Here is a 22,215-nt window from a genome sequence, read left to right on the forward strand (position 1 = left end):
GCCTCGCACCCGCCGGGCATGCCATCAAGGTTGCCGCGTGCGGGCGGTCAGCTCCAGGGCACAACGTCCCGAGGGTGGATGACCTCGGCCCGTGCCGACGACGACAGGCGCGCGGGAGGCTGAGGGTGGTTGGTGCCGACCGGGCCGTGACCAGCGGTGCCCCGAGCTGGCGAGGTAGGCGTGACGACACAGCGCGATCCCCGGGACAACCCCCGGAGCGAATCCGGGGACGGCATCATCGACGTGCGCCCTGGAGTGTGGATCGGGGATTCCCGCTTCGATGCGGTCCTGTTCGACCTGGACGGCGTCGTCACCGATACCGCACGGCAACACTTGGCCGCCTGGCGGCAGCTGTGGCACGAGGTGCTCCCGGAGCTGGGAGCCGACGGGTTCACAGATGAGGACTATCGCCGCCACATCGATGGCCGGGCGCGGATCGACGGCGTGGCGAGCCTGCTGTCCGCTAGGGGTGTCGATCTGCCCATCGGCGAGAAGGGAGACGGCCCCGACCGCTGGACGCAGTGGGGACTGGCGGCTCGCAAGGACGAGCGCTTCCGTGCCGCGCTTCGTGACGCCGGCGTCGCGGTGATCGGCCCGACGGTGTCGGTGCTGCGGCGCCTTCGAGCGGGCGGCGTACCGACCGGTGTGGTGACCGCGAGCAGGAACGCCGCCGCGGTGCTGGCTGCTGCGGGGCTGGATGGGTGCTTCGACGTCGTCGTCGACGGCATCGTCGCCGAGGAGCGTTTTCTGCCCGGCAAGCCCGATCCGGCCATGTTCCTCGAAGCCGCTCGCCTGCTCAGCGTCGGTCCCGCCGCGGCCGTGGTGATTGAGGACGCCGTCGCGGGTGTGCGCGCGGCCGAGGTGGGTGGGTTCGGCCTTGTCGTCGGCCTCGGCCGGATTGACCGCCACGCGCAGCTCCGTGACAGCGGGGCGGATGTCGCGGTCGCCGAGCTCGACGAGCTGGGTGTGTCGCTGGTCGATCCGGGATGCGCGTTGTGCCAGCTACCCGACGACGAGTGGCGGCTGCACTTCGCGGGTAGCGCGCCGGAGCAGGAGGGAACGCGCGAGGCGTTACTGGCGTTGGGTAACGGCTACCTTGGCAGCCGAGGCGCGCACCCGGAGGTCATCGACGACGGGACCCATTACCCGGGAAGCTATATCGCGGGCGTGTTCAACCGCCTGACATCCACAGTAGACGGAAGTGTCCGTGTGGACGAGAGCATGGTCAACCTGCCGAACTGGTTACCGTTCAGCTTCCGCGCCCAGGGGGAGCACTGGTGGGGCGCGCACTCCGGAGAGTCTCGGCACGAGCACCGCATGCTGGACATGGCGCAGGGGCTGTTGGCGAGGGAGGCGGTGGTGTCGGACGGTCACGGCAGGCGCACCCGCGTACGCCAACGCAGGCTGGTGTCGATGGCCGATCCGCACCGTGCCGCACTGGAGACCACGCTGATCCCGGAGAACTGGTCCGGCAGGATCGAGATCTACTCGGGTATCGACGGGCGGATCAGGAACCGGAACGTGAGCTCGTACGAAGGGTTGGCCGACGAACACATCGATGTGACGGGTACCGGAGGCGACGGAACGACGCGGTGCTGGTTGACGACGGAAACCAGCCAGTCACGTGTCAGGGTCACGGTCGCCGCGCGCACCTCCGTGCGCCAGGACGGTGCGCTGACCGAGGTCCGGCGCCGGGTCCGCACAACAGCAGGCGCCGTCGGTCAGGACATGACACTCGCTGTCGGGCAGGGAATCCCCCTGACCGTGGACAAGCTCGTCTCGATCTTCAGCTCGAAGGACCGCGCGATATCCGAGCCCGAGGTGGCGGCCAGGGAGGATGTGGCAGGTACGTACACCTTTCCCACGATGCTGGCCGCGCACTCAGCGGCGTGGGAACAGTTGTGGCGGCGCTTCCATGTGTTGTTGTCGGGCGTCGATGCCACCCGACGCCCGGTGAACCTCCACGTGTTCCACTTGCTCCAGACCCTCTCGGTGCACACAACGGACCTCGATGTCGGGGTTCCCGCCCGAGGGCTGCACGGCGAAGGATACCGCGGACACATCTTCTGGGATGAGCTGTTCGTCCTGCCCTACCTGAACTTCTGCTTGCCGGAGCTGAGCCGCTCGCTGCTGCTGTACCGCTACCGCAGGCTCGGACAGGCCCGACGGATCGCTGCCGAGCTGGGGTGCAACGGCGCGTTGTTCCCTTGGCAAAGCGGGAGTGATGGTCGCGAGGAAACGCCAAGGGCGTTCTACAATCCACTGTCGGATGGGTGGATGGCCGACCATTCCCGACTCCAGTATCACGTGACGCTCGCGGTCGCCCACAATGTTTGGCATTACTGGGAGACGACCGCGGATGTCGGCTTCATGATGGCCTACGGCGCCGAGATGCTCATCGAGATCGCTCGGTTCTGGGTCAGCATCGCGACCTACGATTCGACGAGTGATCGTTACGACATCAGGGGCGTGATGGGGCCAGATGAGTTTCACGACGGCTACCCGGGCCGTGCCGGGCAGGGCATCGACAACAGCAGCTACGTCAACGTGATGGTCGCGTGGACGCTACGCCGGGCGCTCGACGCGCACCAGCTGCTCGGCGAAAGTCACGGCTCGGAGCTCTGGCAGCGCCTGCATACGACCGATGCCGAGCTCGCGCACTGGCAGTATGTGGCAACTCGACTGCGTCTCAGCTTCCTCGATGGCGGCGTACTCGAACAGTTCGAAGGGTACGGCGAACTCGACGAGCTCGACTGGACCCGGTATCGCGAGCGTTACGGCAACATCGGTCGTCTCGATCTGATACTGGAATCCGAAGATGACGATACCAACCGGTACCAGGTATCGAAGCAAGCCGACGTCCTGATGCTGCTATACGTGTTCACCGCTGAAGAGCTAGCCGAGCTCGTAAGGGGACTGGGATATGTTTTCGAACCACAGAGCATTCCGGCTACTGTGGATTACTATGTGAATCGCACGTCGCACGGATCGACGTTGAGTCATGTCGCGCACACGTGGGTGCTGGCACGTACGGACCGGTCACGCTCATGGCCGATGTTCCGTTCCGCGCTCGACGCCGACCTGAGGGACACGCAGGGCGGTACCACGCGCGAAGGCATCCACCTCGGGGCGATGGCGGGAACCCTCGACATCCTGCAACGGTGCTACACCGGACTGGACGTCCGGTGCGGGGTACTGAGCCTGCACCCGCTGCTTCCGGAGGAACTCGAATCGCTGGAGTTCGACCTCCATTACCGCAGCCAGTGGATCTCGGTACGGGTCGCGCACGAGGCGGTCACGTTGTGTGCCGCTCCGAGCGCGTCCGCGCCCGTCTCGGTGATGATCGACGGAACCGAGTATCAGCTGGCCGCGGGCAGCAGCATCACGGTCGCGCTGGACGCGCGCGGTTCCGGCGCGGCAGGGACCGAAGTCCCCCGCACCCGGGACCTCCAGCAGCAGCCCGAGCTGGAGGGGAGCTCCTAACGTCGCTGGTGGTCAACACGAGGAGGAGAGATGGAGCTCGGTGATCACAATCGCCTGCCGATCGTCGTCGGGGTCGACGGGTCCGAGCAGTCACTCGTCGCCACCAGGTGGGCGGCGCGCGAGGCGCGGGCACGCGAGGTGCCGTTACTGCTGGTGCACGCGATGGGCGTGCCGAACATGTACATGGGGGTCGTGCCGCCGAGCGCGGAAGCCGTGACCGCGTTGCGTGAGGATGCCAGAACGATCCTGGAGCAGGCAGCGCAGGTCGCGACCGCCACGGCGGAGGTCACCGTGGAAACCGCCCTGCGGTCGGACACGGTGGCAGCGGCGCTGCGCGCGGTCTCGCACCGCGCCCGGATGGTGGTGGTCGGGGCTTCCGGTTACGGTCGGTTCCTCGCCGGTGTGGCCATGGGAGCCACCCCGGTCCAGGTCGCCTCACACGCGGCCTGCCCGGTGGTGGTGATCCGGGGGCAGTTCGCCGACCAGCTTCCCGAAACCGCTCCGATCGTCGTCGGCATCGACGGCAGCGAGCTCTCCGACGAAGCGCTCGGTCACGCGTACGAGATCGCCGCGCACCGTGCCGCGCCGTTGATCGCCGTGCACGCCTGGAGCGACCAAGACACCGAGATCCTGTTCAGCGCATCGCGCGCGCACTTCGACTGGGAGCTGCCCTCGGAGACCGAGCAGCGGGTACTGGCCGAGCGTCTCGCCGGGTGGGCTGACAAGTACCCGGATGTCGTGGTGGAGCGCGTCGTCGTGCGCGACAAGCCGCGCCACAAGCTGCTTGAGCTCAGCTCGGGTGCGCAGCTGGTGGTCGTGGGTAGCCGAGGCAGGGGCGGGTTCGCCGGCTTGCTGCTCGGTTCCACGAGCCAGGCCCTGATGCATCATGCCGCCTGCCCGGTGATGGTGGTCCGGCCCGCAGCAACGGCAAGTGCGTGACCAACCGATCCTGGAGTGTCCGATGTATCCCGTAGAAGCGAACGAACAGGATGACCTCGATGAACCCTTTGTGGTTGGGCCGAGTACGCCGTTCCAGGACATCCTCTTGATGTTGCACGCCACCGATATCGATTCCGCGCGCCTTGTCGACGGCAGCGGGAACCCGCTCGGCAGGGTGTATCGGGAGGCGGCGACCCGCATCTCCGCACCGGCCGGTTCCGTCTCGACGGATCAGCGGCTGGATGCCGGGATCCACGGTTTCCGCCCGGCGGCATTCGGCATGTGAGGCCGCGTGACGTGGACTGGAGAGGGCGCAGGCAGGGGTGACGGGCGATGACGGCGACAGCAGGCAGCCGTATGCTGCTCGCCTCGGGAGCCGTTGTGACGATCCGGCGGCTGGAAACCACCGACGCGCCCGCGGTGGTGGCGTTGCACGCGAGCCTCGATGAACTGGACCGGCGCCTGCGCTTCCTCGGCCCGGTACCCCACCGGCTGGACCAGTGGGTCAGGGGCGTGCTCGATCCCGCCGTGCGGGGACGGCTCGCGGTGGGGGCGTTCCGGCATGGCGAGCTTGTCGGTATGGCGACCTGGGGGGTGCTGCGCGACCCGGCCGAGGCGGAGGTCTCCCTCGTCGTGCATCGTTCGGTGCAGGGACAAGGGGTCGGTACCCTGCTGCTGGAGGCGCTCGTCAGCTACGCCTTCAGGCTCGGCATTCGCCGGTTCGTCGCAGAGGTATCGGGCGAGAACGTGCGGATGATGCGGGTGTTCGACGACCTCGGTCTGCCTTGCACGGTTGTCCCATCCGGACCGCACCGCGAAGTGATCGTAGCGGTCGCACCGGATGAGCGGTACCACGACGCTGTGGTTGAGCGCGAACGCCACGCCAACCGGACGAGCCTACGACCGCTCCTGCTGCCTGCCTCGGTGACGGTCATCGGGGCGAGCCGCACACCCGGCCGCGTAGGACACGCGGTGGTGGCCACGATCCTCGCGAGCGAGTACAGGGGCGAGCTCACCGTCGTCAACCCGCACGCCGAGCAGGTGCTGGGGGTGTCCTCGTACGCCACGGTCGCGCAGCTGCCGTCGGTCGCGGAGCTGGCGGTGGTCTGCGTACCCGCGCGCAGCGCCGCGGCGGTCGTCGAGGAGTGCGGCAGGCACGGTGTCGCCGGCATCGTCATGCTCACCTCCGGGATCACCGGAACCCTGCTGGAACGGCAGATCCGGGATTCGCTGGTGCGCTACGGCATGCGACTGATCGGGCCGAACTGTGTCGGCATCGCCAGCACCCACCCGTCGATCTCGTTGAACGCGACGTTCCTCGAGGGGCCGGTCCGGGCGGGCTCGGTCGGGGTCGTGACCCAGTCGGGTGGGGTGGGGATCGCGATCGCCGAGCTACTGGACACCTTGGAGGTCGGCATATCGACACTGGTGTCGACCGGGGACAAGTACGACGTCAGCGGCAACGATCTGCTGCTGTGGTACCTGGACGATCCCGCCACCGCGGCGGTCGTGCTCTACGTGGAGTCGTTCGGGAACCCGAGGAAGTTCAGCAGGATCGCGCGCGTGCTGGCCCGCCGCAAACCGGTGCTCGCGGTGCGTGCGGGCAGCACCGATGCCGGGCAGCGAGCGGCAGCGTCGCATACCGCGGCCACGGCGACTCCGGTACTCAGCAGGGACCTGCTGTTCGAACAGGCCGGTGTGATCGCGGTCGATAACCTGAGCGAACTCGTCGGGGTGCTGGCCGCACACGCCTGGCAACCGCTTCCGCGCGGCCCGCGTGTGGCGGTGGTCAGCAACGCGGGTGGCCTGGGGGTGCTGGCCACCGACGCATGCCTGCGGTACGGTCTCCGACTGGCCGAGCTCGCACCGTCGACGCGGCGGACGCTGCGCCGGTTGTTGCCGAAGGCCCCTGGAGTGGCCAATCCACTGGACACCGGGGCAGCGGTGGACGGAGCGACCTTCGGCGCGTGCGTGACCGCGGTGGCGGCCGATGAGGGTGTGGACATCGTGATCGCCGAGGGCGTGGCCACCGCCCTTGGCGATCCGGCACGGGCACTGCCGGAGTGCGCACCGGACGACGGCACCGTCCTGGTTGCCGTGCGATCGGGGCAGCTTCCCACGGTGATGCCGCTGCGTGACGCAGGAGGGAAGCCCGTCATGCCGTGCTACGGCGACGCCGACTTGGCGCTGTCGAGCGTGGCACACCTGGCGCGCTACACGGCATGGTTGGCGGAACCGGCTGGGCGCCTTCCCGAACTCGGGGACCTGCGGGAGGCACAGGCGCGGTCACTGGTCGACGGGTGGCTCGCCGACAACCCCGACGGTGGATGGCTCGTCCCTGAGGCGACCGACGCGCTGTTGCGTTCGTTGGGGTTTCCCGTCGTCGACACGGTACGGGCCGAGAACGAGGACGAGGCCGCTGCCGCTCTGCGGCGATTCGACGCTCCTGTCGCCATCAAGGTGGTCGCGACCGGGCTGCTGCACAAGGCGCGCGAAGGCGGCGTCGTGCTGGACGTCGAGAACGAACACGCGGCACGGGAGGCATTCCGGACCCTGCGCGGGACCTTCGGCGAACGCTTCGAGTCGGTGCTCGTGCAGCCCATGCTCCGTGGCGAGCGCGAGCTGCTGTTCGGGCTGCACAACGACGGTGTTTTCGGCCCTCTCGTGGTCTTCGGCCTCGGTGGTACCGATACCGACCTGCTGGACGACAGGACGGCTCGCTTGGTGCCGCTGACGGACGCGAACGCTCACCGGATGGTGCGCGACCTGCGGTGCTCGCCCGCCCTGCTCGCAGGTGGGGATCCCGAGGAGCTGGAGCGGCTACTGTTGCGCGTGAGCGCCATGGCCGAACTGCTGCCGGAGGTGGCAGAGCTCGACCTGAACCCGGTGCTGATGAGCAACGCGGGGTGTGTCGCGTTGGACGCACGAGTCCTGCTGCGACCGCTCCCTCGCACCAAGGAGTCCGCGGACTTTCCCCGGTCGCTGCTTACCTGAGCCCACCGCGCCCGTCCGCCCGTGACCGTACCAAGGGACCAACGGCCCCGTAATCGTCCTCGGAAGTCCCCTGCGCAGGCCGTGCCCGACCGGTGACGCTGGACAGGGCAACTCGCCGACCGCAACAGACGAGGAGGTGTCGTCATGTACGCCATGGACACTGCCGGAACCCAGCCTCCCGTGGTTGCCGGAGTCGACGGGTCGGACAGTGCTCTCGAGGCAGTCAGGTGGGCCGCGCGGGAAGCGCAGCGGCGCGCGGCACCGTTGCGGTTGGTGCACGCCTACAGCGTCCCGGCCCTGCCACCGTGTGAGACAGCGGCGGTGGTCGCGGCGTTCAACCAGCAGGGCTCGGCGTGGCTGGACGCAGCCCGTGCCGTCGCCGAGGAGGCTGCTCCGGGTTCCTCACCCAGTTGTGTGACGTTAGCCGGTAGCGGTGCCGAACGCCTCGTCGCTGAGTCGCAGGACGCGGAGCTGGTGGTGGTCGGCTCACGCGGACTCGGCGGCTTCGCCGAGCAGCTCGTTGGGTCGGTCGCTGTCGCGCTGGCCACCTACGGTGCGTGCCCCGTCGTGGTGGTTCGCAGCGCCACGGAGCACGTACCGGTACCGACCAGAGGGCCCGTGGTGGTGGGCGTCGACGGCTCTGCGGCAGGCGACGGCCCCCTCGCATTCGCGTTCGACACGGCCGCACGGCTCGGTGCGCAGCTCGTCGCGGTGCACACGTGGTCTGATCTGACACAGTACGGGGCCTGGAACTCGCTGGGTGGCGCGACCAGCTACGAGGAACGGTACGAGTCGAAGCGGGCCGAGCTCACCGGCTGGCTCGCGGGCTGGCGGGAGAAGTACCCGGACGTCGGGGTCACCGAGATCGTGCTCCGTGACAGGCCGGTCCGTGGTCTGCTCGACACCGCGGCACACGCAGGCGGCGTGGGTGCCCAGTTACTGGTCATCGGCTCGCGCGGCCCGGCACCGGCGACCGGTATGACGCTCGGCTCCACCAGCTGGTCGCTGCTGCACTACGCGGAATGCCCACTCGCGGTGGTCCGCGTGGGCCTGGGCTGGTGAGCGGGCAGCATGCGAGCCGCTGAGATGCGGGCAGCCGCACCGCTCGTCGACGCGCCGCACAGCGCCACAGCGGACGAGGTGCTCGTGGCGTTGCGATCGGACTCCAGTGCCGGGCTGACCCCGGACGAGTCCCGCGAGCGCGTCTCCCGGTACGGCCGCAACGAACTGCCGCGCGCCGCCGGCCCCGGGGTGCTGCGCAGGTGGTGGAACCAGATCCGCAACCCGCTGGTGCTGGTGCTCGTCGCGGCGGGCACGACCACGCTGGCGATCGGGCACTACGTGGATTCGGCCGTCATCTTCGGCGTGGTCGTGCTCAACGCGATCGTCGGCTATGTGCAGGAGTCTCGCGCTCGCCAGGCGCTTGACGCGCTGACCCGGTTGGTGCGCACCGACTGCACGGTGCTGCGCGCGGGACAGCGTCACACCGTGCCCTCGGCGGAACTCGTCCCCGGCGATGTCGTGATGCTCGAGGCAGGTGACCGCGTTCCCGCGGACGCCAGGCTGCTGGCCACCAGGGATCTGGAGTGTGACGAGTCGGCGTTGACCGGAGAGTCGCTGCCAGCGGCCAAGACCACCGAACCGGTGCCAGAGCGTGCGCCGTTGGCCTCGCGCTCGTGCCTGGTCCACTCCGGCACGCTCGTCACGAGGGGCACGGCGCGCGCGGTGGTCGTCGCGACGGGCCTGGACACCGAGATCGGCGCGGTACAGGGCATGGTCGCTGCCGCCGAGGCACCCCCGACACCGTTGACTCGAAAGCTGACCAAGTTCAGCAAACAGCTCACCGTCGCGATCGTCGCGGTAGCCGTGGTCACCTTCGCCGCTGGCGTGCTCCGCGGTAGCGCTCCCGTGGAGATGTTCATCGCCGCGGTCGCCCTTGCCGTGGCCGCGATTCCGGAAGGCCTGCCCGCGGTGGTCACAGTGGTGCTGGCGATCGGCGTGGTTCGCATGTCCCGGCGCCGGGCGGTGGTGCGTCACCTGCCCGCCGTGGAGACATTGGGAAGCACCACCGTCATCTGCTCGGACAAGACGGGAACCATCACGGCGAACGAGATGACCGTGGTCGACGTGATCGCCGCGGGGGAGGTGTACTCGGTGAGCGGAACCGGGTTCTCGCCGGAAGGCGAGCTGAACCACCGGGACAGCCCCATCGACCTGCTCGGTCACCCCGCGCTGGTTGAGTGCCTGGTGACCGCGGTGCTGTGCAACGACGCGGAGCTGCGCCACGAGCAGGGCCGCTGGCACGCGGTCGGTGATCCCACCGAGGTCGCCTTGCTGACCGTGGCGGGCAAGGCTGGTCTGGACTGGACGGTGCTGCGGCGCAACGCCGCGCGGGTGGACGAGCTGCCGTTCGAGTCCCAGCGGCGCATGATGGCCACCCTCAACCGGGAGAGCGACGGCACCGTGATCGGCCATGCCAAGGGGGCGGTCGAGCGGATCGTCGAGTGGTGCGACAGTGCCATGGCGCCCGACGAGTCGCGGGTACCGCTGGATACCGACGCCGTGCTGGAACGGGCGCACACACTTGCCGCCCAGGGCTTGCGGGTGCTGGCGTGCGCCAGGTTCCGCCCGCGTGACGGCACACCCGCCCTCGATGAGCAGGATGTACGCGGCAGGATGATGCTGGTGGGGCTCATCGCGATGCACGACGCCCCACGCGAGGGGGTCGTCGAGGCGGTGGCGGCCTGCCACCAGGCAGGTGTCGCGGTCAAGATGATCACGGGGGACCATCCGGAGACCGCGCGTCGCGTCGCGGCCGAGATCGGACTGGGAGCACGTGGGGGCGAGCCCGCCGTCGTGACCGGCGCTGAGCTGGCACAGCTGGCGGCGGACGCGTTCGACGTCGCCGCCGTCGACACGGACGTGTTCGCCCGTGTCTCACCGGCACAGAAGCTCGACCTGGTTGAGGCGTTTCAGCGGCAGGGGCACGTCGTGGCGATGACCGGCGACGGGATCAACGACGCCCCCGCGTTGCGGAAGGCCGATATCGGGGTCGCGATGGGCACGGTCGGGACCGAAGCCGCACGCGATGCGTCGGACATGGTGCTCGCCGACGACGACTTCACCTCGATCGAGGCCGCGGTGGAAGAGGGTCGGGGCGTCTTCGACAACCTGCGCAAGTTCATCACCTGGATACTGCCGACCAACGTCGGCCAAGGGCTGGTGATCCTGACTGCGGTCGTGCTCGGCATGACACTGCCGGTGCTCCCGGTCCAGGTGTTGTGGATCAACATGACCACCGCCGTCGTGCTCGGACTGACGCTCGCCTTCGAGGCGAAGGAACCGGGGATCATGCTGCGGCCGCCACGGCCACCGAGACGCCCGTTGCTGACTACCGACCTGGTACGGCGGATCCTGCTGGTCTCCGCAGTGCTGGTAGCGGGGGCGTTCACGGCGTTCCAGCTGCAGCAGCACAGTGGACACTCACTCGACGTCGCTCGTACCACGGCGATCAACGTCATCATCTTCGCGATGATCGCGTTCTTGCTGAGCTGCCGATCGCTGGAACGTTTCATCGCGTTCCGGGTGAACTGGTGGCTGTTCGGGGGTATCGGGCTGATGGTGCTGCTGCAACTGGCGTTGACGTACGCGCCGGTAATGCAGGTGCTGTTCCACACGGCCGCGATTGGCGCCGACGGGTGGCTGCTCGTGCTGGCGTTCACGGCGCTCACGTATCTCGTCGTGGAACTCGACAAGGCGCTGTGGCGCCACAAGGACACCCGCGCCGAGCGGGTGACGGTACAACAAGGGAAGGGACATCGTCATGGGACGTTTCGACGGTAAGCGAGTGTTGATCACGGGTGGTGCGCGCGGCATCGGTACCGCAACTGCGCGCGGCTTCGCAGAGGAAGGCGCCGAGGTCTTCATCGCCGATGTGCTCGACGATGAGGGGCGCGCGGTCGCGGCCGAGATCCAGGGTGCGCGCTTCGTGCATCTGGACGTCACGGTGGAAGCGGACTGGCGCGCAGCATTGGAGGAGGTGCACCTGCACGGCCCTCTCGACGTGCTGGTGAACAATGCGGGCGTACTCGAGTTCGGTTCGATAGCCGAACAGGATCCGAAGAGCTTCCACCATGTACTGGAGATCAACCTCTATGGTCCGTGGCTGGGTATGCATGTCGCTGCCGATTCGCTCCGGGCGGCGAAGGGCGTCGTCGTCAACATCTCCTCGATCGCAGGAATGATGGGATACAGCAACCTCGGCGCCTACGTGGCCAGCAAGTGGGGGTTGCGTGGGTTGACCAAGACAGCGGCACTGGAGCTCGCGACGAGTCACGTCCGGGTGTGCTCGATCCACCCCGGACCGATCCGGACGCCGATGACCTCGGTTGTCGACGAGTCCATCGCGGGTGGGCAGCCGATTCCACGGTTCGGCAGCCCGGAGGAGGTCGCGAGCATGGTGCTGTACTTCGCGGGCGAGGCCACGTACTCCACGGGTACGGAGTTCGTCGTCGACGGCGGGGCCACCGTCGGGTCGGTCGCGCTCGCGGACGTGTCGTGAGAGGCCGGTGAGTACGGTGAGAGCGGCACAGCCGGGCGTGCCCCGGCACATACTGGCGGCCAGCGACCTCTCCGCGCACGGTGCGCGCGCCGTGCGCAGGGGGGTCCAGCTGGCCCGCGAGCATGGAGCGGAGCTGTCGGTACTGCACGTGTCCTGCCCGCGCGCCGAATCGATGCCGCGCGGGCAGGCCGAAGCCAGGCTCGGTGCGCAGCTGCCACCCGAGGCCGCCGGAGACAGCAACGTCAAGGTGATGGTGCGGTGGCGGGATTCGAGCAGGTCCAGGGCCATCGCGTCGGTGGCCCGCGAACGCGATGCCGATCTCATCGTCCTCGGGGTGCGTCCCGGGCCGGGCCAGCCAGTGGGCAACACCCCGAAAGGTGTCACCGCCGCCGGTGGGATCCCGGTGCTGCTGGTGCGCGATGAGCCACGCCACGAGTACGCGACCGTGCTGCTGGCTGTGGATCGGTCGCCTGACTGTGTGTACGCGGCACAGTTCGGGCTGAGCCTCACGCCTGGAGCGAGTCACATCGTCGGCCACGCCGTTGTGATCGTCGGTGAGCAGTTGCTCCGGCTCCGCTCTGTGGAAGGGACCGAGCTGGACAGTCTCCGGGCGAGCGCGGCCGCCAACGAACGCCCGAGGATCGAGGCGATCGCCCGACGGCTGCGACCGCAGCCGGAGCGGATCGTCCTCGAACCGGGCCATCCACGCGATGCCGTTCCCCGACTGTGCAGGCGCTACGGGGCCGATCTCGTCGTGGTAGGCAAGGGAACCGGCGGGGTGATGGAGCGTGCGATCCTCGGCAGCGTGAGTGCGTTCCTGATCCGGTGGGCACCGTCTGATGTGCTCGTCGTCCCGGGTGAGCGAACGTCGTGAGCAGTCGCGCCGGTCGTTGTGCCAGCCGTCGCGACGGTCGGTGTTGAGCAGGTGAATCGTGGATCTCGTTGATTTTCCCGTGATTGCGGCGGTGCTGGCCATCGCCGCGGCGGCGGGCCTCGTGGCGACCTGGCTCCGGCAACCGTTGATCGTGGCATTCATCGGTGTCGGGATCCTGGTCGGCCCGGTGGGGCTCGGCTGGGTGACCGGGGGGTATGTCGTCGAGTTGCTGGCTCACCTTGGTATAGCGGTCCTGCTGTTCCTAGTGGGCTTGCGGCTGGATCTGCGGTTGATCCGCACGACGGGTCCTGTAGCGCTGGCGACTGGCCTCGGCCAGGTGGCGTTCACCTCGATCATCGGTTTCGGTATCGCGCTCGCGCTGGGTATGGACACCGTCACCGCGATGTACGTCGCCGTGGCGTTGACCTTCTCCTCGACCATCATCATCGTCAAGTTGCTGTCCGACAAGCGCGAGCTGGAGCAGCCACACGGTCGCATCGCGGTGGGATTCCTCATCGTGCAGGACATCGTGGTCGTTCTGGTGATGATCGCGCTGACCGCCTTCGGGCAAGAAACGGACGGTCACCTGGGCGCGAACATCGCGATCGTGCTTGCGAAAGGCGCCGCCCTGCTTGCCGGTATCGCACTGCTCGCCCGGTACGTGTTGCCTCCTGTGCTGCATTACATCGCGCGTTCCCAGGAACTGCTCGTGCTGTTCGGCATGGCTTACGCGGTGGCGGTGGCGGCCGTCAGCGACTGGCTCGGCTTCAGCTCCGAGGTAGGTGCGTTCCTGGCAGGTGTGTCGCTGGCGTCGACGCCCTTCCGGGACGCGCTCGGCGCCCGGTTGGTGAGCCTGCGTGACTTCCTGTTGCTGTTCTTCTTCTTGCAGCTCGGCGCGCAGCTGGAGTTCACCGACGCGATGCGACAGGTGAACGAGGCCATCGTGTTCTCGGTTTTCGTGCTGGTCGGCAATCCGCTGATCGTGATCATGATCATGGCCGCGATGCGGTATCCCGTCCGGATCGGCTTCCTCGCGGGGCTCACCGTGGCGCAGATCTCCGAGTTCTCGCTGATCCTCGCCGCGCTCGGGCTCAGCTTGGGGCACATCACCAACGAAACGGTCAGCCTGATCACCGTCGTCGGCCTGATCACCATCGGCGGTTCCACCTACCTGATCCTGTACTCCCACCGGGTGTACGAGCGCGTCAAGCGCTGGCTCGTGGTCTTCGACCGGTCCACCACGCGCACGGTGGATCTCGGTGAGCGGGAACAGGACACCGACGTGATCGTCTACGGTCTCGGCCGGTTCGGCGGGAACCTGGCGGCCCGGCTCGGAGAGGCTGGCTACCGGGTGGTGGCGGTGGACTACGACCCGCAACGGGTGACGGGCGACGGGCGAACCGGGGTGACGGCGGTGTTCGGCAGTGCGGAGGACCTGGACTTCCTGGAGTCGTTGCCGCTCGGCGTCACACGCTGTGTCGTCAGCACCGTGCCGCTACCGGAGACGAACCTGACCTTGCTGCACGCGCTGCGCCATCATGGCTATGGCGGACCGGTTCTGCTGACCGCGCATACAGCGGCCGACGCGGCACTGCTGCGGCACGCAGGCGCCGACGACGTTCTCGAACCCTTCGCCTTCGCGGCCGAGGCCACCGTACGGCGTATCGCCGGAGAGCGAGGGAGAGGGAGCTGAATGTGACGTTCGGTGCCGTAGACGGAACGAGCGTCACGTTCAGCGTCCCAACAGTACACCGCGCGGGTCGCGATGCTTATCAGGAGCGGTGGCCGAGGGCGGCCGGGCACGGCGATGCCTGCGTTGGGAGTGCGGGTGTCGCCGTCGGATCACCTGATCGGGCAGGGTGCCCGCCCGGCGAGTGGGAACCGGGATGACGCGCGGTTCATAGTGGGGGCCGGAGGCCACGCCCGGCCCGGATACCGGGACTCGACATCGCTGGAAGGACGAACTGGCATGAATGGAACGACCATCACGACCCGGCGGCTGACCGGGCTCTACGGGTTGCTGCGCATCATCGTTGGTGTCTTCGCCCTGATAGCGCCGAACCGCCTGACCACCCTGTGGGTGGGTCGTATCCGCCCACGAGAGGCGAGCGTGGTGCTCGGCAGGGCGCTCGGCGCGCGGGATGTCGCGATTGGTGCGGGGACGCTGGCCAGCTCACTGAGCGACCGCCCGGTGTCGAGCTGGATCGTGGCGGGCGGGTCGGCCGACGCGGTCGACGCGCTGGTCACGGCCACTGCGTGGCGGCGGTTGCCACGCAAGCGGCGCGTGCTGGTACTGCTCGCGGCGGGCGGCGGCACCGCGGCCGCCGGGATGCTGCTGCCGCTGGTGGAACGCACCGAGGGCACCCGGCGCTGAGCCCACCCGGGCGACGACCATCGTGGCCGACGACCACAGTGGCTGGTGCTGTCGTGACGCGCGCTCACTCGGCGGCGGCCCGGGCCTCGCGGATCCGCCGGGTGTTGATCCGGGGAGCGGCGTAGATCAGCAGGATCACGTAGACGGTCGCCGCGAGCAAGAACGGTGCCCGCAGTGCCCATTCGCGCGCCACGAGCAGCTCGCCCGTGGTGACCACGACGCCACCGAGCAGGCTGCCGATCGAGATCATGCCCCAGCCGAAGAACCGGTACACCGAGTTCACCCGGCCAAGCAGGTGGTCCGGCACGATGGTCTGCCGCAGTGACACGGTCACCACGTTCCACTGCACCACAAGGAAGCCGATCACGACGAGCATCGACCACGCGAGCATCGCCACCGGGACCAGGCCGATCATGGCCAGCGCGAGCCCCAGCCCGGTGATGGACGTCAGCAGCGCCGTACCCGGTCCGATCCGTGAGCTGACCCGATCGGCCAGCAGCGAGCCCGCGAGCCCACCGACGGCGGTGCCGGTAAGCACCAAGCCAAATCCGGCGGCGTCCAGCACGAGTATCTCCTGGGCGAACAGCACGAAGATGGCCGTGGCCATCATGCTCATGCCGTTCATCACTCCGAGAAGCAGCGCCAGGGTACGCAGCAGCTGGTGGCGCCATAACCAGCGAACCCCCTCGGCGATCTCGGCGCGCCAGGCGATGCGCCCGCTGGGCGCCTGCGCGTGCGGCGCGAAGGACCCGATGAGCGCGAAGGCCAGGCCAGCGGCCAGCGCGAAGGTGCCGACGTTGACGACGAACGGCAGCGCCAGCGCCGTGGCCAGCAGCAGGCCCGCTAGGGGAGGACCGACCAGCTGGTTCATGACGAGCTCGGCACCCCACATCCTGCCGTTGGCACGTTCCAGCCGTTCCTTCGGCACGATCGAGGGCATGAGCGTCTGCGCGGCATTGTCACGCAACACCTCGCCCAGCCCGATCAGCAGCGCGGTGGTGTACAGCAGGGCCAGCAGCAGCGCCTGGTGTCCGGGCGGCTCGGCGGTGCCCGCCGCCAGCGCCTCCGGATCGGCCATCGCGGCCTGGTTGGCGAGCACGACGAGCGCGAAGCCGGCCATCACCAGCCCGGCCGCGACATCGGTCCAGGCGATGAGCTTGCGTCGGTCCACTCGGTCGGTGATCACCCCGGCTGGCAGCGCGAACAGCAGCCAGGGCAGCCGGACGGTGAGGGTGGCCGTCGCGATCAGCAGCGGGTCCCTGGTGATCGCCGAGGCCAGCCATGGGATCGCCACGATGCGCAGGCCGTCACCGAGGTTGGAGAAGGCATGTGCCGCCAACAGCTTCCAGTAGTTCGCCCCCAGTGCCCGCCTCGCGGGCGCCTGCGCCGTCACTCCTGCTCCCGGTTCTCGGTGTCGGGCAGGCTCTGCCGCCGTGTCGGGTACAGCCCGATCAGCAGACCGAAGGTGACATCGCCGCCCCGGGGTTCCCGGACGAACTCGTCGACCAGCGCGTGCAGCCGCTGCTTCCACTGTTCGGCGCGCTCGGCCGGGATCCGCACGTGTCGTAGGCCTACGGTCTGTGGCAGTTCGGAGTCCGCGGACACGTCCGCGATCTCGTGCGCGGCCAGCGAGATGGTGCGCTGCGGCTGGTTCACCGCCTCGCCGACGCGGTTGAACAGGAACACTCGCGCGGTACGGCCGTAGTACTTCGCGTCGATCGCGCGGACCCGTTCGGTGCGTACCACCCGCACCAGACCGGCTTCGGCGAGGATCTTCAGGTGATGGCCGACGGTTCCCTTCGGCTTGTCCAGGGCCTCGGCTAGATCCGAGGTCGTGGCGGCCCGTTCCAGGAGCAGGTTGACGATCTCGGCGCGGGTGTCGTGGAACAGCGCCCGGTATTGCTGATGACTGGTCAGCTCCAGCTCGTCGTCCAGCTCGTAGTCGGGAACCTGGAAGCGGTCGGAGGGTTCCGTTTGGTCGGCCATGACAGAATGGTCGGCAGATGCCGACCATTTGTCAAGCGGGTGCGCCGGTTCCGCGGCGGTCTTCCGGCGGGTTCGGTCTCAGCGCAGCTGCACCAGCAGCGGGCCGATGCCGTCGGTGCTGCCTGCGGCGGGGGTGAGGCTTAGCGGGGTGCAGACGAGACCGAGGCGCGACGCGGCGACGGTCACGGTGCTCAGTATCTCCCCTGCGCGCAGGCTGGCTCGATGGCCGCCGGTCGCGGTCAGCAGGCGGAACCAGCGGGGCGGCCCTGGTGGCTGGTCGTAGTCCGGGATACGGGGCAGCGGGATCGCGGGAATCTCGCCCGTGGGCCGGTGGTGCCCATCGACCGGTTGCGAGGGCGGCGCGGCAGGGATCAGCTCGGCGCCCGCAGCGTCCGCCCGCTCGCGCAGCGTGCTGACCTGCCGGTGCGAGATCGTGCGGCCCGGTGGCGCCGGGTCCTGGTGTCGGTTCAGTGCCGCCGCTGCGGCGATGTCTTCATCGCACGGGGTGCTTGGCCGGATCTCCAGCCGTGCGACCTGGCCGGAACGTTCGCTGGGAACGCGGTGAACGGTGGTCGCCCAGCCGAAGGCCGCCAGCGCGACCCGCAGGTGACCGAGGGCCGCCCCGCAACTGAGCAGCACTTCGTGATCGAGCGCGGCGATGCCGTGCAGCGGACGGTTGATCAGCAGGTGCAGCGCACCGGACGCGAGGTGCCACCGCCACGGACGTTCGTGTCGCACGGACGGCGCGCGCATCGCGAGCACCACGGCACCGTCGACAGTGGACCGGCTCGGTAGCGGCGCGGTGTCCCTGGTGAATATCGACGGTGGTACGCGATACGCAGCCGGTAGTACGGTCTCCGAAGAAATCTCGGTCCGAACCGTCATGGCACCCCTCCAACTTCCCGCCACCGATCACATCACGGCGTGCGGCACGGGGACAGCGGTCGTGCCACGATCCGTACAGAGGTGTATTCATCCCGTGATCCGACGGTATCCACACCGCTGGCTACCGGCCGGGCAATCCGATCTCAGCTCGTGGTCAGCTCGGCGCCGGGCTCGGGGAGCTCGACCCAGGTGGTGCCGGGTGCGAGCTCGAGCTCCTCGTCGTCGGTGCGTAGCTCGAACGGTTCGTTCTCGCCACCCTTCGACCAGCTACCGGTTACCGCCGCACCGCCCGACAGTGCCAGGAAGGTGCCTTCGGAGTCGACCAGATCGAGGATCGGCACCGGCTGCCCACCACCGTCGCCGATCTTGCCGGTTTCCGAACCCACCTGGATGACCACCACGTTGGTAGCGCTGACCTGCGTGTCATCAACCAGCACGTGCGGTCCCCACGGTTGCTCGCGCAGGTAACGCTCGCTGTCGGCGTCGTAGGTCCAGCGCACCGGCCAGTTCGGACCGTAGGACAGCCGTACGTCGCTGCCAGCCTCACCGGCCCGTTCCGCCGAACTGGACTCGCCCTCACCCGCGTAGGCGAAGTACGGCTCCGGCGGGTCGGTACGGTCCGACAGAGCCAGTAGCTCGCTGGGATGCGCGAAGACGTGATCGGGCTGTGGCCGGTTGCCGTCGACGGTGTAGGCGCCGGTGCCGGTCACCCGCAGGCTGCCGAGGTCCTCCAGGTCGGTCGCGCCGTAGACGTAGTCGAGGATCCACTCGGAGGACATGGTGTTGCCGAACACCCCGGCGATGGGCCCGAGCAGCGGCGCGTCGGCGGGCCGTACGGAGCGAACCGGGCCGACCTCGCCCGGCGGGTCGTCGCCCGTGAGCTGGGAGTGGAACACCGCGGTCAGCCGGGTGTAGTTCACGCCGATGGGCTGGGCGAACACGATGTCGGCCCGGTCGAGGCCCGCCTGCGGGTGGGCCTCCTCCACGTCGGAGACCTTGATCGCCACGGCGGGGTGGTCGAGTTCGTCCGGGTCGTCGAGCGGCAGCCCGGTCAGCGGCGCACGTGGCGGCTCCGGCTCGTCGTTGGGTTCTTCGATGGCGGGTTCGGTGGGCTGCTCTTCGTCGCCCAACCAGGCGACGAGGCCGATCAGCACCGCCCCACCGACCGCGACGACCAGCACAGCGGCGACCGCGCCGATGATGCGGCTGCGAACCATATCCTCACCTTACGTGGTAGCGGACCAGCCTGATCGTAGCGCCAGGGTGCCTCGCGCGCTCGCGCGCCCGGTCTCGCAGTCAGCCATGGTCCGCAGCCGTCACCCTCGGGTCAGAAGGTTCCGCAGTTCCCGATGTGTGGCATGCCGGAGAACCGCTCCTCCAGCCACATGGCGGCCTTGGTTGACGCCTCCGGCACCGCACCGACGTGTGTCGCCGAGGTCAACGTCCGGAACCGGACGCTGGCGCCGAGGTCGCACCAGTCCCTGGCCATCTGCCTGCCCTGCTCGTACGGCACGATGTCGTCGGCCCGCGAGTGGAGCACCAGGGTGGGCACCTCGGGCTTGATCGTGCCGAGCTGGTTCTCGAGCACCCGAGTGCGGTATGGCTCCTCGTCGAGGAAGTCGCTGATCGGTCTGCCGTCTTCGGTCAGATCCTCGGAACGGGTGAAGGCGTGCTTGGGCACGGTCTCCTCCACGCATTCCTGCCGGACCTCCTCGGCGAGTTCCCGGCCCTTCTCGTTGAGCAGCTCCATGATCTCCAACTCGGGGTAGGCCTCGTTGAAGCCCAGCACGGCGTAGCCGACCAGGCCTGCGGCGTGGCTGCCGTCGAGGAAGCGTGCCACTTCGGCCAGGTCGGCGGGAGGAGCACCGGCGTAGCTGCCGCGCAGATCCAGCTCGGGCGCGTAGGTCGAGGCCAGCTCACCGGCGGCCGCCGACGCGCCACCGCCCTGCGAGTACCCGACCGTGGCCACCGGGCCGGCGTCGGGCAGCCCGGCCTCCGGCAACCGCTGCGCGGCGCGGATGACGTCGAGCGTCGCGTTGCCCTGCGCCTGCCTGATCGTGTACGTGTGATCATCTGGTGTGCCCAGGTTCTGGTAATCGGTCACGGCCACGCCGTAGCCCCGTTCCAGCAGTGCCTGGATGAAGGGGAGCTCGTAGGTGGTGCCGTCGTCGATACGGCGGGATGGGGCGCAGTCGTCGCCCATACCGTGCGTGCCGGGAGCGAGCCCGACGACCGGGCGGTCACCGAGCCCGAACCAGGGACCGGTCGGGGTGAGTACCGCCCCGGTGACCGCCATCGCCTCGCCGTGGGTGTCGGTGCTCAGGTACATGACGCGGTGCGCGTCGGCTGACCACGGCGTGTCGAAACCGATCGACATCTCCTCGTGCCGGATCACATCGCCCGGTTCGCCCTCGGGCAGGGGATCGGGCGGCTGGTAGAAAGACTGGTCGGCGGCTTCGACGCCGTCGTCGGCGGTGGCCTGCGGCGGGCCGGTGCCTGCGGCCACGGCCATCGTGGCGGTGGCCGCGGTCGCGGCGACCGCGAGCGCGATGCCTCGTCGTGCGATGTGGTACATGGGCACTCCTCCTGCGGGATGGATCGGACAGGGTGTGCCGGGACCAACGACGTTCGTTTCGGCAGGTCACCGGCACCGTGTGCCGGTCGCCGGTTCTTGTCGTCGCGTGATGAGTATCGAGCGGGACATGCTCGGGTGCTGCGCACAACTCGCTCATCATCGCGTCACAGGACGGGATTCATCGTGTAGGTGGGGATCCGGTGACGCGGTGCTTCGCCGAACGCGTCCACGGCCAGGTCATCAGCGCCCACGCGCCGAGCACCAGCGCGGCGACCGGCAGCAGGTACCACGGCCACGGGCCGAGCACATCCAGCAACGAGGGGGTATCGGGTTTGCGGTTGAGGAAGCCGTAGTTGGTTCCCGCGAAGCTGTTGAAGGTGAAGGTGACCACCGCCCAGGTCACCGTGGCCGCCACGGCGATACGGTAGCTCCGCCAGTCGGGCCGTAGCCGCAACCCCCAGGTGAGGTAGATGGCGGCCCAGATCACCAGCAGGTGAATACCCCAGAAGGCCAGGAAACCGATATGGGGGAAGTCCGGCCCGGTCAGCACCGGTGAGAGGAGCGCCTGCACGCTCAACGTCAGGCACCAGAAGTACGTCAGCGAGAAGGCCCAGTGCCGGTGTGTCCACAGCGCGTAGGCCGACACCAGGCTGGCGAGGTCGGACAGGTGCAGCGGCATCGAGCGGTCGAGGCTCGGTGGCACCAGCGAATAGAGCCAGATCGCCAGGTACAGCACCAGGATCACCACGGCGAAGGTGCGGCTGAAGCGCCGCGCCTCGGCCGCGTCGGCGTGCCCGCGCCCCACCCGGACCAGCAGCAGCGCCACCACGGCGAACACGACCAGCACCACCCAGTGCGACAGCCCGTAGGCGGTGAACTGGCGGTCCGGGGTGAGGATGTCCACGACCTTGACTGTAACCGGCGGCACCCGGGGCGGGGTTACTCCACGCTACGCCGATCGTTGGCTAGGAGAACTCGGCGACCGTCCGGTGTCCGGGCGAGGACTCCGATGTCTTCGACCGGCGGGAAGTGGTGTCATTCGGCTCGGTGCCCCGTTCACCGGTCGCGCGCGGTTCCGGTATCGCCTCGCCAGGTCGGTGCAGTACGGGAAGCTGATGCGTGCGCGGCTCGTCGGTGAGACTCGAACTCTGGTTCCAAGTCACCGTGACGGCGTCGCTGACCGTACCGAGCGGGCGGAACAGCTGGTAACGCTCGACGTGCCCGGGAGGGAACTCCCCGACGTGGACCGGTCCGCGGCAGGCGATGTCGCCGACGTCGACGCGAACGTCATAAGCGGTGTCGGTGCCCTCGTTGCGTAGCAGATACGTGGCCTCCCCGAGCGGTTCGAGGTCCCAGATGACGTGCTTGGCCTCGGCTGCCCTGGCCATGCGGTCGATCAGGTCGTGCTGTAGCTCGACCGCGGCCCGCGCGGCTCGGGCGGTGTAACGGGCCTCGAACGCCTGCTGCCGCACGTGCCAGCACGCGACACCGGCGAGGACGGTCGCGACGGCCGAGAGTACTAACGCGAGCAATGCCATGACTGC

Annotated in this window: 17 protein-coding genes; 10 read left to right on the top strand and 7 right to left on the bottom strand. The window is 68.7% G+C overall.

Annotation, left to right across the window (positions count from 1 at the left end):
* Positions 1 to 180: 180 nt before the first annotated feature.
* From F8178_RS17530 to F8178_RS17575, 10 genes are all read left to right on the top strand, one after another.
* The gene (locus tag F8178_RS17530; protein ID WP_317495921.1) at positions 181 to 3,483 is read left to right on the top strand and encodes an HAD-IA family hydrolase; all 3,303 of its coding nucleotides are present in this window, start codon (positions 181 to 183) and stop codon (positions 3,481 to 3,483) included.
* Positions 3,484 to 3,513: 30 nt separating this feature from the next.
* The gene (locus F8178_RS17535; RefSeq protein WP_317495922.1) at positions 3,514 to 4,422 is read left to right on the top strand and encodes a universal stress protein; all 909 of its coding nucleotides are present in this window, start codon (positions 3,514 to 3,516) and stop codon (positions 4,420 to 4,422) included.
* 22 nt (positions 4,423 to 4,444) lie between these two features.
* Positions 4,445 to 4,708 carry a hypothetical protein gene (locus tag F8178_RS17540; RefSeq protein WP_317495923.1) on the top strand — a complete coding sequence of 88 codons (264 nt, stop codon included), beginning with the start codon at positions 4,445 to 4,447 and terminating at the stop codon, positions 4,706 to 4,708.
* Positions 4,709 to 4,755: 47 nt separating this feature from the next.
* A complete protein-coding gene (locus F8178_RS17545; RefSeq protein WP_317495924.1) occupies positions 4,756 to 7,416 on the top strand; it encodes a GNAT family N-acetyltransferase in 2,661 nt (886 codons plus the stop codon).
* 144 nt (positions 7,417 to 7,560) lie between these two features.
* Complete coding sequence (locus tag F8178_RS17550; protein ID WP_317495925.1) at positions 7,561 to 8,478, top strand: universal stress protein; 918 nt, start codon at positions 7,561 to 7,563, stop codon at positions 8,476 to 8,478.
* Positions 8,479 to 8,487: 9 nt separating this feature from the next.
* Positions 8,488 to 11,259, top strand: a complete 2,772-nt coding sequence (locus F8178_RS17555) for an HAD-IC family P-type ATPase (protein ID WP_317495926.1) — start codon at positions 8,488 to 8,490, stop codon at positions 11,257 to 11,259.
* Positions 11,240 to 11,977 carry an SDR family oxidoreductase gene (locus tag F8178_RS17560; RefSeq protein WP_317495927.1) on the top strand — a complete coding sequence of 246 codons (738 nt, stop codon included), beginning with the start codon at positions 11,240 to 11,242 and terminating at the stop codon, positions 11,975 to 11,977. Before F8178_RS17555 ends, F8178_RS17560 begins: the two co-directional genes overlap by 20 nt.
* A gap of 7 nt (positions 11,978 to 11,984) precedes the next feature.
* Positions 11,985 to 12,851, top strand: a complete 867-nt coding sequence (locus F8178_RS17565) for a universal stress protein (RefSeq protein WP_317495928.1) — start codon at positions 11,985 to 11,987, stop codon at positions 12,849 to 12,851.
* 58 nt (positions 12,852 to 12,909) lie between these two features.
* Positions 12,910 to 14,544, top strand: coding sequence for a cation:proton antiporter family protein (locus F8178_RS17570; protein ID WP_317495929.1), 1,635 nt, complete (start codon positions 12,910 to 12,912; stop codon positions 14,542 to 14,544).
* A 276-nt stretch (positions 14,545 to 14,820) separates the two neighbouring features.
* The gene (locus F8178_RS17575; RefSeq protein WP_317495930.1) at positions 14,821 to 15,225 is read left to right on the top strand and encodes a hypothetical protein; all 405 of its coding nucleotides are present in this window, start codon (positions 14,821 to 14,823) and stop codon (positions 15,223 to 15,225) included.
* A 64-nt stretch (positions 15,226 to 15,289) separates the two neighbouring features.
* On the opposite strand, the gene F8178_RS17580 is transcribed toward F8178_RS17575, so the two are convergent.
* The 7 genes from F8178_RS17580 to F8178_RS17610 form a co-directional block, all read right to left on the bottom strand.
* The gene (locus tag F8178_RS17580) at positions 15,290 to 16,618 is read right to left on the bottom strand and encodes an MFS transporter (protein ID WP_317495931.1); all 1,329 of its coding nucleotides are present in this window, start codon (positions 16,616 to 16,618) and stop codon (positions 15,290 to 15,292) included.
* Positions 16,615 to 17,211, bottom strand: a complete 597-nt coding sequence (locus F8178_RS17585) for a winged helix-turn-helix domain-containing protein (RefSeq protein WP_317495932.1) — start codon at positions 17,209 to 17,211, stop codon at positions 16,615 to 16,617. Before F8178_RS17585 ends, F8178_RS17580 begins: the two co-directional genes overlap by 4 nt.
* Before the next feature lie 78 nt (positions 17,212 to 17,289).
* Complete coding sequence (locus tag F8178_RS17590; protein ID WP_317495933.1) at positions 17,290 to 18,096, bottom strand: hypothetical protein; 807 nt, start codon at positions 18,094 to 18,096, stop codon at positions 17,290 to 17,292.
* Between the two features lie 143 nt (positions 18,097 to 18,239).
* Positions 18,240 to 19,313 carry a DUF3048 domain-containing protein gene (locus tag F8178_RS17595; protein WP_317495934.1) on the bottom strand — a complete coding sequence of 358 codons (1,074 nt, stop codon included), beginning with the start codon at positions 19,311 to 19,313 and terminating at the stop codon, positions 18,240 to 18,242.
* A 110-nt stretch (positions 19,314 to 19,423) separates the two neighbouring features.
* Complete coding sequence (locus F8178_RS17600) at positions 19,424 to 20,671, bottom strand: lipase family protein (RefSeq protein ID WP_317495935.1); 1,248 nt, start codon at positions 20,669 to 20,671, stop codon at positions 19,424 to 19,426.
* A 178-nt stretch (positions 20,672 to 20,849) separates the two neighbouring features.
* Positions 20,850 to 21,575 (bottom strand): TIGR02206 family membrane protein, encoded by a 726-nt coding sequence (locus F8178_RS17605; protein ID WP_317495936.1) that lies wholly within the window; start codon positions 21,573 to 21,575, stop codon positions 20,850 to 20,852.
* 61 nt (positions 21,576 to 21,636) lie between these two features.
* Positions 21,637 to 22,209 (bottom strand): hypothetical protein, encoded by a 573-nt coding sequence (locus F8178_RS17610; protein ID WP_317495937.1) that lies wholly within the window; start codon positions 22,207 to 22,209, stop codon positions 21,637 to 21,639.
* Positions 22,210 to 22,215: the final 6 nt, after the last annotated feature.

The organism is Haloechinothrix sp. LS1_15, from assembly GCF_033042135.1.
In the GTDB taxonomy this organism is placed as follows: Bacteria; Actinomycetota; Actinomycetes; order Mycobacteriales; family Pseudonocardiaceae; genus Haloechinothrix.